Annotated in this window: 18 protein-coding genes; 6 read left to right on the forward strand and 12 right to left on the reverse strand. The window is 53.3% G+C overall.

Annotated elements, in window-relative coordinates; translation table 11 throughout:
* The first annotated feature begins 94 nt into the window (after positions 1-94).
* The 5 genes from KTE_RS44420 (at position 95) to KTE_RS44440 (ending at position 5,094) form a co-directional block, all read left to right on the forward strand.
* A complete protein-coding gene (locus tag KTE_RS44420; protein WP_201393598.1) occupies positions 95-1,177 on the forward strand; it encodes a TrkA family potassium uptake protein in 1,083 nt (360 codons plus the stop codon).
* Positions 1,178-1,450: 273 nt separating this feature from the next.
* Positions 1,451-2,527: an LLM class flavin-dependent oxidoreductase gene (locus KTE_RS44425; RefSeq protein ID WP_201393600.1), complete on the forward strand. Its 1,077-nt coding sequence runs from the start codon at positions 1,451-1,453 to the stop codon at positions 2,525-2,527.
* A gap of 79 nt (positions 2,528-2,606) precedes the next feature.
* Entirely contained in the window at positions 2,607-2,969 is a 363-nt protein-coding gene (locus KTE_RS44430) for a response regulator (protein WP_201393602.1), read from the forward strand.
* A gap of 81 nt (positions 2,970-3,050) precedes the next feature.
* Positions 3,051-3,944 (forward strand): fumarylacetoacetate hydrolase family protein, encoded by an 894-nt coding sequence (locus KTE_RS44435; RefSeq protein WP_201393604.1) that lies wholly within the window; start codon positions 3,051-3,053, stop codon positions 3,942-3,944.
* Between the two features lie 100 nt (positions 3,945-4,044).
* Positions 4,045-5,094, forward strand: coding sequence for an LLM class flavin-dependent oxidoreductase (locus tag KTE_RS44440; protein ID WP_201393606.1), 1,050 nt, complete (start codon positions 4,045-4,047; stop codon positions 5,092-5,094).
* A gap of 4 nt (positions 5,095-5,098) precedes the next feature.
* Here the strand turns inward: KTE_RS44440 and KTE_RS44445 are convergent, their stop codons facing one another.
* The 5 genes from KTE_RS44445 to KTE_RS44465 form a co-directional block, all read right to left on the reverse strand.
* On the reverse strand, positions 5,099-5,497 hold the full coding sequence (locus tag KTE_RS44445; RefSeq protein WP_201393608.1) for a response regulator: 399 nt from the start codon (positions 5,495-5,497) through the stop codon (positions 5,099-5,101).
* Positions 5,494-7,074 carry an ATPase domain-containing protein gene (locus KTE_RS44450; RefSeq protein WP_201393611.1) on the reverse strand — a complete coding sequence of 527 codons (1,581 nt, stop codon included), beginning with the start codon at positions 7,072-7,074 and terminating at the stop codon, positions 5,494-5,496. Before KTE_RS44450 ends, KTE_RS44445 begins: the two co-directional genes overlap by 4 nt.
* Before the next feature lie 85 nt (positions 7,075-7,159).
* Positions 7,160-8,404 carry a M20/M25/M40 family metallo-hydrolase gene (locus tag KTE_RS44455; RefSeq protein ID WP_201393613.1) on the reverse strand — a complete coding sequence of 415 codons (1,245 nt, stop codon included), beginning with the start codon at positions 8,402-8,404 and terminating at the stop codon, positions 7,160-7,162.
* 170 nt (positions 8,405-8,574) lie between these two features.
* Entirely contained in the window at positions 8,575-9,021 is a 447-nt protein-coding gene (locus KTE_RS44460) for a CoxG family protein (RefSeq protein WP_201393615.1), read from the reverse strand.
* Positions 9,022-9,236: 215 nt separating this feature from the next.
* On the reverse strand, positions 9,237-9,893 hold the full coding sequence (locus KTE_RS44465) for a TetR/AcrR family transcriptional regulator (RefSeq protein WP_201393617.1): 657 nt from the start codon (positions 9,891-9,893) through the stop codon (positions 9,237-9,239).
* A gap of 197 nt (positions 9,894-10,090) precedes the next feature.
* Here KTE_RS44465 and KTE_RS44470 point away from each other — a divergent pair, with 197 nt between their 5' ends.
* Positions 10,091-10,447: a DoxX family protein gene (locus KTE_RS44470; RefSeq protein WP_201393619.1), complete on the forward strand. Its 357-nt coding sequence runs from the start codon at positions 10,091-10,093 to the stop codon at positions 10,445-10,447.
* 48 nt (positions 10,448-10,495) lie between these two features.
* Here KTE_RS44470 and KTE_RS44475 read toward each other — a convergent pair whose 3' ends face one another.
* The 7 genes from KTE_RS44475 to KTE_RS44505 all read right to left on the reverse strand — a co-directional run bounded on the left by KTE_RS44475 (position 10,496) and on the right by KTE_RS44505 (position 16,677).
* Positions 10,496-11,119, reverse strand: a complete 624-nt coding sequence (locus tag KTE_RS44475; RefSeq protein WP_201393621.1) for a Chromate resistance protein ChrB — start codon at positions 11,117-11,119, stop codon at positions 10,496-10,498.
* Between the two features lie 78 nt (positions 11,120-11,197).
* Entirely contained in the window at positions 11,198-11,428 is a 231-nt protein-coding gene (locus tag KTE_RS44480; protein WP_201393623.1) for a hypothetical protein, read from the reverse strand.
* Positions 11,429-11,458: 30 nt separating this feature from the next.
* Complete coding sequence (locus tag KTE_RS44485; RefSeq protein ID WP_201393625.1) at positions 11,459-12,238, reverse strand: COG4280 domain-containing protein; 780 nt, start codon at positions 12,236-12,238, stop codon at positions 11,459-11,461.
* A 232-nt stretch (positions 12,239-12,470) separates the two neighbouring features.
* On the reverse strand, positions 12,471-13,613 hold the full coding sequence (locus KTE_RS44490; RefSeq protein ID WP_201393627.1) for a DUF4097 family beta strand repeat-containing protein: 1,143 nt from the start codon (positions 13,611-13,613) through the stop codon (positions 12,471-12,473).
* Positions 13,610-13,984 (reverse strand): hypothetical protein, encoded by a 375-nt coding sequence (locus KTE_RS44495; protein ID WP_201393629.1) that lies wholly within the window; start codon positions 13,982-13,984, stop codon positions 13,610-13,612. The genes KTE_RS44490 and KTE_RS44495 overlap by 4 nt, the downstream gene beginning before the upstream one ends.
* Positions 13,985-14,279: 295 nt before the next feature.
* Positions 14,280-16,016 carry an MDR family MFS transporter gene (locus KTE_RS44500; protein WP_201393631.1) on the reverse strand — a complete coding sequence of 579 codons (1,737 nt, stop codon included), beginning with the start codon at positions 16,014-16,016 and terminating at the stop codon, positions 14,280-14,282.
* A gap of 25 nt (positions 16,017-16,041) precedes the next feature.
* Positions 16,042-16,677 carry a TetR/AcrR family transcriptional regulator gene (locus KTE_RS44505; protein ID WP_201393633.1) on the reverse strand — a complete coding sequence of 212 codons (636 nt, stop codon included), beginning with the start codon at positions 16,675-16,677 and terminating at the stop codon, positions 16,042-16,044.
* Between the last annotated feature and the right edge of the window lie 175 nt (positions 16,678-16,852).

Genomic DNA, 16,852 nt, shown 5'->3' on the forward strand with positions numbered 1-16,852 from the left:
CATAAGTTCCTTTATCCATTTCTCTGCAATTCTCTAGATTATAGAACACAAGCCGAATCTTTGTCATTCCTGATTGAGTGATTGGTGCTATTCAATGATCCGTAAACGCTCGTTACATGCGCCTACACCCAGCTCGCGTGGTTTTTCGCGGGTGCCATCCTTTCGGCACCTGCGTATCGCGATTGTACTGGTACTGACTGTGCTTATTGGAGGCACGGTTGGGTATATGGAGATTGAGCAGCTCTCCTTCTTCGATGCCCTCTATACCACTGTGGATATGATGGCCACAATAGGTAGTAGCTCGCATCCAGATACCGAGGCTGGTCGCATCTTTACCTTATTTATCGTCGTCTTTGGCGTCGGTTCGCTCCTCTATACCTTTGGCGCGGGCATGGAGTTTATCATCGAGGGACATTTTAACCAGGCGGTCAGGAGGCATCTCATGGATAGAAAAATCGGGGCCTTACGCAACCATTGTATTATCTGTGGCTTTGGGCGCGTTGGTTCGCAGATAGCCGAGGATTTCACAGAGGAGCAGAAGGTCTTTATTGTGGTCGATGAGAATGAGCAGAATATTCAGGCCTGCCTGCAACGTGGCTACCTGGCTCTCCAGGGGGATGCGACGCGGGATGATATCTTGCGCGAGGCAGGCATTGAGCATGCGCGGACCGTGCTGGTGGCGACCGATAATGATGCGCACAATATTTCGATCACCCTCTCGGCGCGTCATCTCAAGCGTGAGTTATTCATTGTGGCCCGCGCCAATCGCGACGAAACCAAGATCAAACTGAAGCTAGCAGGGGCGAACCGCGTGCTCTCGCCCTACACGATCAGCGGACACTATATGGCCAACCTGGTCTTTGAGCCAGCCATGGTTGAGCTCTTTGAAGCGATCATGCAAGCTGAGACTGGAGACCTGGTGGTTGAAGAGGTGGAGCTTGCGCCAACGGCGAAAATTATTGGTCAAACAATGCGAGATGCCCAGAATACGCTGTTGCACCAGGGGGTGGTGCTGGTAGCGCTTAAGCGCGACGGGTCTATATTGAGCACTCCTACACAGCGCCTGCTCATCACCAGGGGAGATAGCGTGGTCGTTATTGGCAAGTTAGCGCAGATAACCGCCTTTTGTCATAAACACATGAGCGCTGCCCATAAGCAGATGTTTCAGGAGGAGTAGCCAGCCTGGCTTACAACATTCTCAGAGGCGCGTGATGGGTGCTTTCATCATCTCTTTTAGACTATTTGCTCTTTCTTCTATCCTTGTATACGCCTCCCAGCTTTTTGGGATCACCTTTCCCAACCAGTTTTTCGCAGCTTGACAAATGCATCTATTACTAGTTATGATATTTATGTTGATTTTATTGATCAACAATATCATATTTAGATAGGCGAGGACGTGTTGCGTCGCGTTTCTGCCTGCTGGTGTAACGGCTAAGCGAAAGGAGTAAGGATGCGCTTCTCCCTCTTCTACAATTTTGATGTCCACCCTGAGCAGGTGACAACGACACTCTATCAGGAGGTCGAGGCTCAGGCGATTGCCGCGGATATGTCGGGTTTTGATGCCATCTGGCTGGCGGAGCACCATTTTGCGGCCTATGGGCGTATGCCCTCGCCGCTACTGTACCTGGCCCATCTCAGCGGTTTAACACAACATATTGAACTGGGGACAGCGGTTGTGGAGGCGTCTTTGTATAATCCCTTGCGCCTGGCCGAGGATGTGGCGCTCTTAGATGAGCTTTCTGGGGGCCGCCTCCGCCTGGGAATTGGTTCAGGGAGCGCGAGGAAGAGCGAAGAGTTCGCCCAATTTGGTGTTGCTCTGGAAGAGAAAACCTCGCGTATGCTTGAGATCGCGGAGATCTTGCGCCTGGCCTTTGATGAAAGGCGTATTGACTTTCAAGGGCGTCATTATCAGTATCGCGATGTCAGCTTGCAGCCTCAATCACGTCGCGCCGCCTCACAACTTCTCTGGCTCGCGGCCAGTGGTTCGACCTCCAGGATTGCGGGCCAGCAGGGATATGGCTTGCTTGTGCCCAGGGTCGGTCAGTTCGAGCAGCATAGGCAATTGATTACTGACTATCGCCAGGCGCTTGCTGGCAAGCGGGGACATGTCTCGGTATTGCGCTTTGTCTTTGTGGCTGAAACGCTTGAGGAGGCTCAGTTCCAGACGCGCAAGGCGATTGCGCGCTATGCACAGTATGACTGTGGTATTACCTGGGATGGACTAACAGATACCAGGGTGTATCAAGATATTTTGCAGCGCTTAAATGTCATCCTTGGTACTCCAGAGCAGGTGGTTCTACAACTACAAGCCTGCCAGGAACAGCTCTCGTTTGAGGAGATCATGTGCCAGGTGCATGCTGCAGGTATAGAGCATGAAGATGCCCTCAAATCGATCCAGTTATTGGGGCGAGAGGTTATTCCCAGCCTCCAGCCTACACCGCCTGTCCGTTCCCAATTGGAAGCAAGCGCAATCAAGCCAAAGAGGCAGAGCCTTCGTCCTAGGCAGCAGCAGCGCCTTTGGGCTTGAACTGGACTTGAATTGCTAGAAGACGCAAAGTGGGCCTATGTATGCAAGAGATCATGAGAGGAGGAGAGTGATGCGAACTATGTCGAGGCAGGTATCCCAGAAAAGAGTCCTCCTGGTAGCATCCGATATTAACTCTGGCTTTGGACTGTCGCAAGCCATTAAAGAGGCAACTCCCTACCAGGTGATCTTTGCGATCAACGTCCTCCAGGCCCTCAAAATTCTGGCGGCGGTTCAACCTCATCTCGTACTGGTAGATGAGCAGCTACAGGGCATAGATGGTGCAAGCTTTATTGACCATATCCACTCATTACTGCCTAAGCAAGGGATTCCGGTCGTGCTGCTCACAAAAAACTGCTCTATGGCCTGCGATCAAGACTTTCTGGTCCACCATTTGCAGCATCTCCTGGAACATACTCTTGCAATACCACCTCTCAAAGGGTAAAGAAGAATGGTGCCCGAATTTGACAGTAAGCTGTGGCGCATGGTACGGTTTGAACAAGCCACTATAAGGAGGATATTTTATATGCGTTTGCTTACTTTTCAATCGCCCGCCGGGCCACGTTTGGGTATCCAGACCACACGAGGCGTTGTGGATGTCGTGGTCGCGCGCGAGCAGTTGTTTGCGCACTCGACGGAATTTGTGCCAGATACCATTGAGGAGGTATTTGCCACAGGCGAGCGAGGCCTTGCGGCCTTGCGCCATTTGCTCAAGGTAGTAGAGGCTCAGGAGCAGCTGGGGACGTGGCTGCTGGCTGAAGAGTCCCTCCAGTATGGCCTCTGTGTGCCGCACACTGGCAAGATCATCTGTGTTGGTCTTAACTACAGGCGCCACGCGGCTGAATCGGGCATGGCGGTCCCTGAGAGTCCGGTGCTCTTCCCCAAGTATGCCAATAGCTTCGCCGCCAGCGGTGAGGAGGTTCCCTTACCTGGGAATGCAGTTCAGTATGATTACGAGGCGGAGTTGGCCGTGGTCATTGGGCGGCAGACGCGCTTTGTCGGCGTCGAAGAGGCCCTCTCTTCAGTCCTGGGCTACTGCAATGCCAACGATCTGAGTGCGCGCGAACTCCAGTTCCGCACTAGCCAGTGGCTGCTGGGTAAAGCCCTTGATAAGTTTCTACCCGTGGGTCCCTATCTGGTCACAGCCGATGAAGTCGGTGATCCCCAGCGCCTGGGTATTCGGTGCTGGCTTAATGGAGAGTTGTGCCAGGATTCTACGACCGCCGACATGATCTTTCCCGTGGCTTATATTATCAGTTATTTAAGCCAGTATCTTACGCTGGAGCCTGGCGATGTGATCAGCACCGGCACGCCCGAGGGAGTGCTTATGGGTAAGCAAGATCCACAGTGGCTCAAGCCCGGAGACGAGGTCATCGTTGAGATCGAGACGCTTGGTCGTCTGGTAAATAGCATGCGCTAATGCTCATCCATAAACATCGAAGTGAATAAATCTGGTCATGCCATTGTTGTGTATCTTTAGAGAAATTGTATCTGAAAAAGCGAAAAAGGATATAACATAGATGGCACTACCACTCTCTGTGCTTGACCTCTCGCCGGTTGAGGCAGGTTCAAATAGCCGCGAGGCACTCCAGAACACCCTCAAACTGGCCCAGCTGACGGATCGGTTGGGATATACGCGCTATTGGCTTGCCGAGCATCACAATAGTAGCATGCTCGCCAGCTCATCCCCTGAGATCATGATTGGACACGTGGCCCAGGTTACCAGGCATATTCGTGTTGGCTCTGGTGGCGTCATGCTACCAAATCACTCACCCCTCAAGGTGGCGGAGAATTTCCGTATTCTGGAGGCACTCCATCCTGGACGTATCGATCTAGGGATTGGGCGCGCGCCCGGCACGGATGGTAAAACGGCGCTGGCGCTACGTCGCTCACGGGCCGCGCTGGGAGCCGATGATTTTCCCGAACAGTTGGCTGAGCTACTGGCCTATGCCGACGAGGGCGAAGAGCTTCCAGCGGGCTATCCCTTTAAGTCAGTCAAGGCGGTCCCCACCGATGTTCCCCTCCCACCCATCTGGCTGCTTGGGTCAAGTGACTATAGCGCGCAGGCCGCGGCCTCGCTTGGCGTTGGCTTCGCCTTTGCGCACCACATCAATCCCGCTTTTGCTGTGCCCGCAATCCAGATATACCGCGAGCTATTTACGCCCTCTGAGCGCTTGCAGGAAGCCAGGGTTATTCTGACTACAACCGTCGTATGCGCGGAGACTGATGAGCAGGCACAGGAACTGTCTGACTCTATGGCCCTGGCCTGGGTGCGTTTGCGTACGGGGCGGCCTGCTCCCCTGCCCAGTCCGGAGGAGGTTCGGGCGTATCGCTATACCGCTATGGAGGAGGAAGTGGTGCGTGAGTATCGCTCGCGGCAGATGATTGGTCGTCCCGAGGTGATACGTGAGAAACTGCTGAGCCTGGTGAGTGAGACGGGTGCGGATGAACTGATGCTCTCTGCTATGGTGTATGGATATGCGAACCGGGCCAGAACCTACGAATTGCTGGCCGAGGCCTTTGAACTCTCCGCACCAGTTACGGCAGAAGATGGCCCGACCTGGGAGTAATACCCTATTTGAGGAGGCGTTGAATAAGGTCTTCTAGCTCATCCAGATCAAAGGGTTTGGCGAGGATGGCTTCAACGTGAATGCCTTTGATAGCGCGAGCTGTGCTCACGGCACTGAGCATAATGATAGGAGGCAGAGCCTGCCTCCTATCAGAGGCCTCTTCCTGGAGGGCTTTGACAAAGTCAACCCCATTGAGGACTGGCATCATATAATCTGTAATGATGAGTAGCGGCCAGCGTTCAATGGCCAGCGAGAGCGCCTCCTGCCCATTGTAGGCTAGCACAGGTGTATACCCTAGTTCTGTAACAAACTCGGCTAGTGTCTCGGCAATAGCCACCTCATCATCGACAATGAGAATGGGTGATGTATCGGTTGCGAGATGAGCACGGCCCTGTAACGTCATACACTCCCCCTCTCTGAGGGGGGGTCCTGGTAGATTGGCGAAAGGTAGCCAGAATGTCCACTTGCCTCCCTGGTGAGACCCGCTAGCGTGTCCAGGCCGCTCTCCTGAGGAGTCAGGACACGAACGCCTTCAGGCGAGGTAATGATAAATTCGCGCAGATTATGATCATGAGCCGAAAAGCGCATCTTGAGCACAGAGATGACACGATGCAGGTGGCTGTTGACCGCGAGGTGCTGTACCAGTATGACATTTTCCGCCAGGATAGAAAGCGTGTCTGCGGAGAAATCCACGTCGGTTGAGACAGCCTTGGGGGACTCTTTGAGTGCGAGTAAGGTAATGTCTCTGGATCTTAACATCGCTAACAGCGCTGCCAGGTAGTTGGAGACGCGATCCTTGCCACTACTCTCTATCACGGCACGTTCGAGTTCGGCGATGCTATCAATGACGACGCGTCGTATGCCTTTCTCACTGAGTATGTTGAGCATGGTTGTCGCAACCTGGTCAGGATCAACTTCAACAGGTTCCCAGCGCTGTAATGTCAGGCCGCCACCAGGAGCCAGGGCTGCTCGAAGTTGTTCACCGAGCTGAAAAGACTCCGCTTTGAGCAGAAGTTGTTCACTTGTCTCGCGGAAAGTGAGAAATAAGGCGTTCTCGCCTTTGGGAATGCCTGAAAGCGCGAATTGGAGCGCGAGGAGTGTCTTGCCTGTCCCCAGGCTGCCAGCCAGGAGCGTACTGGTCTGGCGAGTAAGGCCGCCCCCCAGGAGCGTATCCAGTTCGAGAAGCCCAAAGGTGACGCGTTCCTTTTTGTGTTCTATGCTTTTCGTGTCGGAACGAGTAAGCTGATGACTACAGGCCTCAAGGCGAGGATAAACCTGCACCCCATCTTCACTTAGCACCATACTATGCCGACCCAGCATTGGTGCGCGGCCACGTACTTTGAGTATTTCCAGGCTGCGGAAGGCGCGCGTTCCGTTAAGGGTGAAATAGAGGCCAATAAGCAAATCGCCGGTGGTCATCTCGGGGAAGAGGGTTGGATCACGCGGATCAGCTTCTGTCGTGATGATCGTTGTCGTTCCGAGCAGGCTCAGGCGTGCACCCAGGTCATACAACAACTGGCGGCTCGTAATAAAGTCTGGTTCCAGGGCACGAATTGCCTGAAAGCCGTCCAGAACGACCAGGTTTGCACGCGTCTGACGGACAGCAGCCACGATATCCTGCGCTGCAGGTGGTTTGCTCTGTGTCAGAAACTGCTGTATGCTAAAGATCTGTACCTCATTACCTACAAGTTCGGGGGCAAAGAAGCTGTATGATTGGAGATGACCAAGCAACTTCGTTGTTGGCTCCGAAAGTGCCGTTAAAAGTAGCGCCTTCTGCCCGCGCTTGGCGGCGGCGAACGCAATCTGACTTGCCAGGGTGGTTTTGCCGCTGCCGGGTGAGCCAAGGATAATCGCGAGCGAGCCTTTGGGTAATCCTCCCCCTAACACTGTATCAAGCTGAGGTACGCCTGTCGCTTCAATCATGGTTGACGATGAAGACCAGGTTGGCGTTTGATCCGCATCGAATGATGGTGTACTCACATTTTCCTCTTCTATCATTGCTTGCTACTTATTAGTATGACACAAAATGCTTGCACCTGACCAGTGTTAACGGCCTGCCCTCCAGCTAACTGTTTTCGCTAGTAATGGCGACGATTAGACCCGCCAGCAGTGCCACACGTTTAGGAATGGGAGGAAGTTTAACATACTCTGCGGCAGTATGAGCACCCGAGCCAATCGCGCCCAACCCATCAATGCTTGGGCACCCTTCGTCCGCCGTCTTACAGCAGTCCGAGGCACCGCCACGCGTCTCAGGGGCAAAGCGTGTATGCAGAATGTTTTCCGTAATAAACCGTATTTTCTCAGCCATGCCCAGGCTTACTTCCGTTGCAGCCATAGGAACCATAGAGTCAGGCTCGCTGGTCAATGTTAATTGGACGTCTGGCACAAGCTGATTGCGTAATAATTCACGCCAGCGTACCTCGGCGTCGAAGCGGTCTTCAAGGCGCAGGAAGCGGATATCAAACATGATCTGGGCAAAGTCGGACACTATATTGGCGCGTGATCCTCCTTTAATAGGACCCGCGTTAATGGTAAAGCCTGGACGCCAGCCCATAAAGCTTTGGGCCTGGACAATCTGGTGAGCCAGTTCTAGAACTGCATTTCGACCCTTCTCAGGGCTACTACCCGCGTGCGCCGCTCTGCCCTCGGCGGTGAGGCGATAATGCGCGCATCCCTTGCGCCTGGTCACCACGGTCCCAATAGCGCTTGCGCCTTCCAGCCCAAGCACATAGGGTTTCTCATCGCGTGCAATCTGCCGTACGAGGCTGGCCTGGTAGCGATTCGAGATCTCCTCGTCGGGCACAGATAAGAAGATCAGCTTCTTAAAATTCCTGTAGTCATGTTGCTTGAGGATCTCCAGGGCATAGATCCCCTGGAGCAGTCCGGCCTTCATATCAACGGTCCCCGGACCATAGAATTTATCTTTATCAAGCTGTGTGTGTGTCTGGGCGGAACCTACCGGGTGGACGGTATCGTGGTGGCCAAGGAGGAGACAGGTGGGAGCGTGAGGATTATCTCCCACAAGGGTGCCGATGAGCGCATTGCCGCGTGCATGTTCTACAATGGTTGTTTGCATCTCAAAGCGCTGGAGGAGAACCGCGAGCTGGTCCGCCATCGTATCCAGACCCTCTTTATGCTCGGAAGGGGAATCAATGAGCGTGAGTTTGTGCAGGTCTTCTGTGAAACGTGGTATCGCCTCTTGCATATATGCCAGCCCATTTGTGACTACGGTCTGGACGGGATTTGAGGCATCAATGGCATAGTGGGTATCCAGGAAAAACGACTCCGATCTCTCCTCTGGCTGAAGCATGACAACCCCTTTTCACTTAAAAGCACAACAATTCATTGGCGGCTCAGGCATGATTAAGTGTAGCAGAGGATATACTACGATGCAAGAGAGTAGGATTGGGCGTCGCAAGATGTAAGTAAAGATATGGACGTGGATTAGGAGCATCCGCCCGCAACCCACGTCCATACTTCTTACGCGTTCACCTGTTTGTCGAAGTTCTTGAAGAACTGGTCGAGCATGCCTTTAACGGCGGGCTTGACGATGAGTTCGGGAACCGCGGCGACCTTGCCCGAGAGGTTGGCGTTGGCCTTGTAGCTAAGGAGAGTGGTCGTACCCTCTTCGGCCAGGTCGACGGAGCAGCGTGCGCTAACGCTGCCCAGGGAGCTCCGGGGCTCGGCGACAAGCACGAGGTGCGAAGGCTCTACGATGTCCGTGGTCTGCAGGAAGACATCATATGAACCATTAAGAATCGCGAAATTGAGTGTGATATTCAGTTTAAGATAGCGTCCATTGGGGAGATCGACATACTCTGCACTCTGGCAATTAGGGATACTCTTCTTGAGTACTTCAGGGTTAAGGAGCGCGTTAAAGACGGTAGCACGCGGAGCTGGAATCCGCTGTTCTCCTGTGAAATCCATTCTTATCAATTCCTCGCAATAGATGATACTATATATTTTTGCAGAAAGCGGTTGGCTCTGATCGCCTTGCGCTTTACTTACATTTGCACTCTATTATATGCCTGAACATTTATTTTTATCAATGAGGATGCTAAATAGTACTGTCATAGAGGCAAGGGATGTGGTGGCTTGGCTCCGCCAAGCCACCACATCCCTTGCCTCTATGACAATAGCCGTCAAAGGCCATGCAGCTCGGGTGAATAGTGGGGTGTGCCTGGCGATGGATTCTTCTCCTCAAGATCACCACTAAGATAGTGCTGGCAGACGGAGCCAACAATCTTGATGAGTTGCTCGTCAGGAATTGTGCTCAGGGCCTCGGTATGCAGCAAACTGCGCATAATATAGATGCCAATAAGCTGAGATAGAGCCAGCTCGGCGCGCAGGCACCCATCGGGTCCGCCAACCTGCTCTGCGATAGGTTGCAGGAATTGCTCGTTTAGAGCCTTGCGGAGCATGTCAGAACTATCGTTGCTCGACGCGGAGCGGATCATAATGAGGAGCGGATCGCTGGCGTCCTGCTTGCTCCAATGTGATATATAGTGGTGAATCAGGTTATGACCCAGGCTCATTCCGTCTCCACCGGGAAGCCCACTACAGCCATCGCCTTTATCCAATGTCGCCAGGAAGAGATCTTCTTTTGAACCGAAGTAGCGAATGACCAGCGCGGGATCGATACCGGCTTTAGAGGCGATGTCGCGAATGGTGACGCGCTCATAGCTATCGTGCGCAAAGAGCGTACGCGCAGCCTCTAAGATAGCCTGGCGTGTCGCGCCCGCGTCGCGCTCGCGACGACAACGACGAAAAGTTTTTTTAGCGGTATCTCGTAAACTCATCTCGACTCCTCATCTTCCTGGACCCGCATGTACCTCTAGCAACTACTCAGTCCCTCTATTTTCATTATCAATCATAACATAGTCAACAGGCGTTGACAAAATAGGATGAGATAGTTTATAGTTTTCTTAGTAAGTCAACAGGTGTTGACAAATGGATATAGTCGGGCCTGAGGGTCCGTAAAGAAGGGCGAATATTTATGTACTGGGTTGCGCTTGTCTTGCAGGTATTATTGGGGCTGGCATTTCTCGCGGCTGGTTTCTCGAAGGTAACACATAATAAGCAGATGGTGGAGAACTTTCAGAACCACTATCACTATCCCCTCTGGTTCATGGTCCTGACCGGTGTGCTTGAAATTGTGGCTGCCCTGGGTTTGATTGTGGGCATCTGGGTGCCTGTCCTGGCTACATTGGGCGCGGCGCTCCTGGTCTGTATCATGTTGGGCGCGGTCCTGACGCATGTTCGCCTGAAGGATGCGATCTCTGGTATTGCTCCAGCGGCAGTCCTGCTCATACTGGCGGTTGCCCTGCTGGCCATTCATCATCCTTTGGCATAAATCGAGTGTTGTGGGCGTTGTGGCCTTGGAAGTGCCAGGCCACAACCTTTAGCGATGCGTATCCGAGCGGCGCTCGAGACGACGAGGGTGCAGGCGCTTCTTCTCCTCTACAGGTGGCACGCCATGTGACTCGTCGGCTTCCTGCTTGAGAAAGACCTTTTCCTCAAACTCTTCCAGCAATTTCTCACATTGTTCAATGCTCTGTAAGGACTCATCGCGCCTGGCGGCTCCAAACCAATCGCGCTCAACCGTGCGCTCATACCAGCGCCGAATTTTGTCGAGTTCCTGGCGAATCTCTTCGGCCTCGGCATAGGTAAAGTTCTGGCGAAAAGTCTCGAACTCGATTTCTTTCGTAAAATTTACCTGGCAGTTCTCGATGATCTCGTCGTATTGCAGGTTGCTTTGAGCCAGGAAGCCATCAATGATCTTCTGCTCCTCTTCTTCGGGCAAATTATGTAATGGGAACAGGTGATAGCTCCCTCCCAGTTCCGAGACACGCTCGCAGACCTTCTCCAGCGTCGCGAGCAGCGGCTCAGTATGGGGAAGGATACAGACGCTCTGTTGTAGGTAGAGCGCGCCAGTGCGTTTTAGCTCGCGCCAGATGCCGACGCGCGCCGCCGAAGGTTGGCTTGGTACTTGGTAGATGAGCAGAATATATTGATGAGAATCCACTTTTTCACCTTTGGGATAAGGAAATGGTGGCGGCGGGCCATGCCCACCGCCACCGTTTCCATGCTAAAACTTTAACCTTTAACGATGGCGGCTATACGCCTCGCGGCTCAGGGTAGCGATGAGCACGACCAGCGCGGCTATGATGAGTATGAAGCCACTAAATGGTCGCAGCGCGGCTAACGCACTTACTGTGTAGATGAGCGCGAGGAGGATGAAGGCGATCAAGATTCCCACAAGGATAATCATATCGCCAACGATAAAATTATATACTGCTTTGATAGCATTGAGAATAGGCCTGAGTACATTCATGTTGTTTTGCCTCCACGTAATGAGAGAAGACTATGAGCGAGCGACGTTGGCGGGCGCGGCCAGTTGGCGCTGGCGTACACTCTTGAGCCAGAAGATGATTGCCAGCGAGGCCAGCAGGTAGAGCGCGGCCAGTATGATCAAGAAGGCGTCCGCGAACGGCCAGGCAAAGCCAAAGCCTTCGGCGGTCCAGAAGGTGCCGAAGGTCGTTAACATGATGCCAACCACAAATTTCAGCGTGTTCTCAGGTACCTTGGTCAACGGAGCCTTGATCAACACACCAGCAAGGATGACCAGCAGACCCGCCGCGAGAGCTCCAATCGTAGCTGAGGCGATGCCTCCGATCCCTTTCTGGGTGACGACGGTACTACCGAAGGTAATGACGATAAAGGCCACTTCAAGGCCCTCTAGGAAGACAGACTTGAAGGCCAGGGCGACAGCAGTAGGCTGTAAGCGCTGCGTAATGGTCTGCCCACTCGCCTTTAGCTCAGCCATGGTTTCCTCAAAGATAGCCTCCTCGTCATGAAGCGCCTTCAGCCCGCTATAGCGCAGCAAGGCTTTTTTGAGCCACTTCAAACCAAAGAGTATAAGAATACAGCCGACCGCCAGGCGTAGTGCGTCGAGTGGAACATACTGAACCAGGGTGACGCCAAAGATGGCCACGATAACGGCCAGGGCTGCCACCGCTGCCAGCGTGCCTACGATGGCGCTGCGCCAGTTGATGGTGACACCGACGACAAGAACGATAGTGAAGGCCTCAACAAATTCAACCGCTGACGCCAGAAAGGCTGGGATAGTGATAGCCCATTGCATGAGTCAAATCCTCCTCGATAAGCTCCGAGTCTTTGCTTGCTCTGCGATAAAATCAACCAATTTTTCCGGGTAACAACGAGAAGCCAGGGGGCTTCTCTCTATCTATTATGTAACATGTTTTGATTTGTAGCAAGTGTTACACGTGAAAGAGGAAAGGGTGTGGTGGAAAGACAGGGCTAAGCCTGTCTTTCCACCACACCCTTTCCTAATAGGGTCATACCAGCATGGACTGCTACCGGCGCTGAACTTTAATTGGGCCGACATTGGTACTCAGGTTGAGGCGCGCCAGAGGCGCATTCCCAACGATTTCGCTGCCGAAATCGTTATCTACCGTTCCCATATTGGTCTTTGCCTTCAGGGCGAAGGCGCTTGTCGAGGGAAGGGTGACATGAACCGTGCCTGCGTTGGTGTGCAGGCGGTAGTCGTACGCTCCACCTAACTCGCCATCGAAGTGGATCGTCCCCGCGTTGGTATCGACATTTGTGTTTCCCGCAAGCTTGACCCCCTCAAGATGAATCGTGCCTGCGTTACTGTGCAGGTCACTGCCTGTCTCAAGTATAGATTGAGAAACGTGAATGGAGCCGGCACTGGTTTTGGCCCTGGCATAACCTTGAATACCCTGTATATGGATGGCTCCGGCCTGGCTATCGAGATGTACCTGGCAGTGTTCGGGGACAAAGATATTCAGGTCCATGTGTCCCGATTTAATGCCCTGTGTGGCAATATTGCGGCTGACAATACTAATGTTGTCTCCCTCTTGCTGGCAATCGAGTACCAGGTCTTCATTTTTGCCAAGCACGCTGCTGATATGCTTGACGGCCTGGACCACGACTTTATCTCCCTCGCCGCGCTGAATACGAATAGGTCCCGCTGGGTTATTAATATGGAGCGTGGCTTGTCCGGAGACGGCAAACTGTTGTGGATGCAATGGGGTAGCCCGGTCGAAGCCAAATTTGGCGATAGCAAAAGCAATAGCGATAATACCTATGAGGCCGAAGATTGAGCCAAAGGCACCCGAAAACAGACCCTGTACGATGCTGGACAATATGACCAGGCCAATGATAAGCAAGACGATTTGCCCGGCTGAAAGGTTGCGCGCCCGGATGAAGGGAAATGCCTGCTGTCCCGCCTGCTGTCCTGTCTCCTGCGCGTATTCATTATAAGTGGAGGCTCCGTTATAGCCCTCCTGGTAGGCGCGCTCCTGACCCGATCCCTCAGGATGGGACTGTTCCGAAGCAGGCCCATTATATTTAGAGGATGCGCGATTGTAGGCCTCATACGAGGCTTGAGGCTGTTCATAAGGATCATTATTGTAGATCTGTTGGCCGCCAGAGGATTGCTCCGGCGGCTGATACATAGATTCCTGGTTGCTCATTGAGATACCTCGCGAATATCAATACCAGCCTCAGAGGCGACGATACGAAAATGCCTGGCCTGTGGGTATTTCTGCACTTTCTCCTGGATGACGCTGTCCAGGCGCTGCTCAATTTCTTGATCGCTCACACCTGGCTGTCCGCCGCAGTTGTTAATATGGGCCTGCCAGCCAAAAATGGCTGCACCATGCTCCGCGGCATACTCCTCGCCCACGTTATTGGCCGCAGGCACGGCCGAGCCACCGGCATAGGACTCATGCCAGTAGTCGTTGGAGCTAAGTCCGCTTGCACGCTCAAAGGCAGCCCGCGTGGCGGCCACGAAGCGCTTATCCATACAAGTACGTAAGAAACCAAAGATTTTGCTATCGCTCATACTCACTTGTCCTTTTCCATCTATATACTACTTCTCCGAAAACCTGAGCGCGAAGCGCTAGGCACGCCAGTGACGTTGGGTTTCGGAAGAAGATCATAGTATGCCTGGGGAATGTACCAGGTAGTAACTGTTCAGTCTGGGTACACTAAGATATACGTACGTTTGGGGGATTAGTCACATCAACATAGCAAGAGAGCCCCGACGACTCTGTCGGAGCTCTCTTGCTGATTATCACCACTCCCAATGGATGTCTACTGGAGGAAGAATTTTAGTGCACTTAATGCATCTATCGGATCTAATGCATCAATACCGGATTTGCGATCTCTTCGCTGTCCGCGACGGCCTCTTGCGTGGCCTGGCTCTGGCTGCTACCGCGTAGCGGCACTTCTTTGAGGAAGAACAGTAGAACGAAGCCAACGATGGTAAGCCCGAGCGAGATCAGGAAGAGGTTATGGATACCCAGCGCTAAGCCATCTTTGACGGCGCCCAGGATCTCACCGTACACGGTCTTGCCCGCAGGGCCAAATTTGGCGAAGAACGCCTCTGTCTTCGTCTGAGCATCGGTCGAGAGCAGAATGTTAGGGTTATCAAAGCTAGAGAGAAGCTGATCACCCAGGCCGCCGGGAGCGTGGCCACCAATCATGTCGAAGAAGCTCTTCACATCGGTTGATAGCGCATTATGGAAGGCCGGCTTATAGGTGTTGAGCAAGACTGAGCCCAGGGCCGCGCTGGCAACCGAGCCACCAATCTGGCGGAAGAAGGTCAGCGACGAGGTGGCCTGGCCAATCTTTTTGGCTGAGACCGAGTTTTGCACGATCAGCGTATATAGCGACATGCCGAAGCCAAGGCCGAGGCCAAGCACGATCATGGCAATGATCAAATCTGCCTGTGTGGAGTTGACGCCCAGGCGCAGCAACAGGAGCATACCGCCAACGGTAACGATCATGCCCACGAAGGCGATCCATTTGTAGCGACCAAAGCGCGATACGAGCTGACCCGAAATGACGCTGGCAAGGATCAGTGAGAGCATCAGTGGCGCGAGCAGGAGACCGCTATTAGTGGCGCTGATGCCCAGCACGCCCTGCGCATAGAGCGGCAGGAAGAGGATGCAGCCAAACATCGCGATATTGGTGATCATAGTGATCGCTACCGAGACCGAAAAGACGCTGCTCTTGAACATGCTTGGCTCGATGATAGGCTGCGCGTCGCGCTTCTCAAGCGTGTGTTCATAGAAGAAGAAGAGTGTCATGAACACAAGTGCCATAGCGAAGAGCCCCAGGATCTGCCAGGAGAGCCAATCGTATTCCTGCCCGGCCCAGGTCAGACCCAGCATCAGGGGAATGGTGCCTGCCATCAGGAGCGCTGCACCAATATAATCGATGCGTGTATCCTTACTCTTGGATCTTAGAGTAGGCATCAGGAAGATCAGTACCAGCAGGGCAATGATGCCAATGGGCAGGTTGACGTAGAAGACCCAGCGCCAGGTCGAGTTATCCGTAATCCAGCCACCGACCGTTGGCCCGAGGATGGAGGAGAGACCAAAGACGGCACCAGTCACGCCCTGCCACTTGCCGCGCTCGCGTGGGGTAAACAGGTCACCCACGACGGCGATAGCGATAGGCATGAGGGCCGCTGCCCCCAGGCCCTGGAAAGCGCGGAAGGCGATCAACTGGTTCATCGACTGCGCGGCGCCACACATGACCGAGCCAGTCAGGAAGAGCACAATACCAATCAGAAAGATGGGTTTGCGACCGAACTGGTCCGAGAGCTTGCCATAAATTGGCACCATGACCGTGGAGGCCAGCAGGTAGGCGGTCGTGACCCAGGTATAGCGATCAAAGCCCTGCAACTCTGAGATGATGCGTGGCATCGCTGTCGCGACAATCGTCTGGTCCAGGGAGGCCAGCAGCATTACAAGCAGCACGCCAGCCATGGTGAGGAGCGTTTCGCGGCGGGTGAAGCGGGGCGCCTCTACATCCTGTACAGGGGACGAGGCTGTGGACTGCACCTCGTCATGAGTTATTGTTTCCATACATACCCTCATATCTATTCTAGAGTTATTCTGGCTGATTTTGTGTCATACCATAAAAGCAGAGTGTTTTTAATTGATGTAGTAGCTCGTCTGGCGTCAGATCATGTTCCAGCAAGACGTGATCATGGGCGCGCGGTGAGAAGAGACTAAGCATCATGAAGAGCATGACGCGTGTCGAGACATCCGTGCGAAACTCGCCCACGGCCTTTCCTTCATCCAGCAGCTTACTCACTTTCGAGATCAGGCACTCCCACATTTCGCGAATTGAGCCGTTCTTCTCGTTTACCAGGCGTTTAAGATCGACGCCGGTGTAGGTCGAGGAAAGTAGTTTGGCGCGCCGACCATAGAGACCCTCATGCAGATAGGACATGATGTTCTCTAGCCTGGCGCGCGGTGTCAGCTCTGCCTCTAGGATGGCATCAAAGCCTTGCAAAAACTTTTGCATATCGCGCGCGAAAATGGTAGCGACCAGCTCTTCCTTACTCGGAAAGTGCGTATAGATCGTACCCTTGGCGATACCGACGCGTGTAGCGATCTCGTCCATAGAGGTCTCGTAGTAGCCCTTCTCCTCCAGGACCTCCTCCGCGGTCTGTAATATCAGGTTCTCACGCTCCTGACGTTGTTTTTCTTTTAATGTGAGATGTGGTGTAGGTGTTTGCATAGGTCTATCCAGGTTTTACTGTGTCTTCTCAGCTATTCAGACGCGTGAGTAATAGTCTGACCACAAAGATGGTTTTTGACCAGTTCATATTTTATGACTTCATAGTCATTATTTTACGACAAGGTCACCAATCTGTCAAGAGGAGATTTTTTGCTTGTCAGCACAACCATTTGCC

This window comes from Ktedonobacter sp. SOSP1-85 (assembly GCF_016587415.1).
Taxonomy (GTDB): domain Bacteria; phylum Chloroflexota; class Ktedonobacteria; order Ktedonobacterales; family Ktedonobacteraceae; genus Ktedonobacter.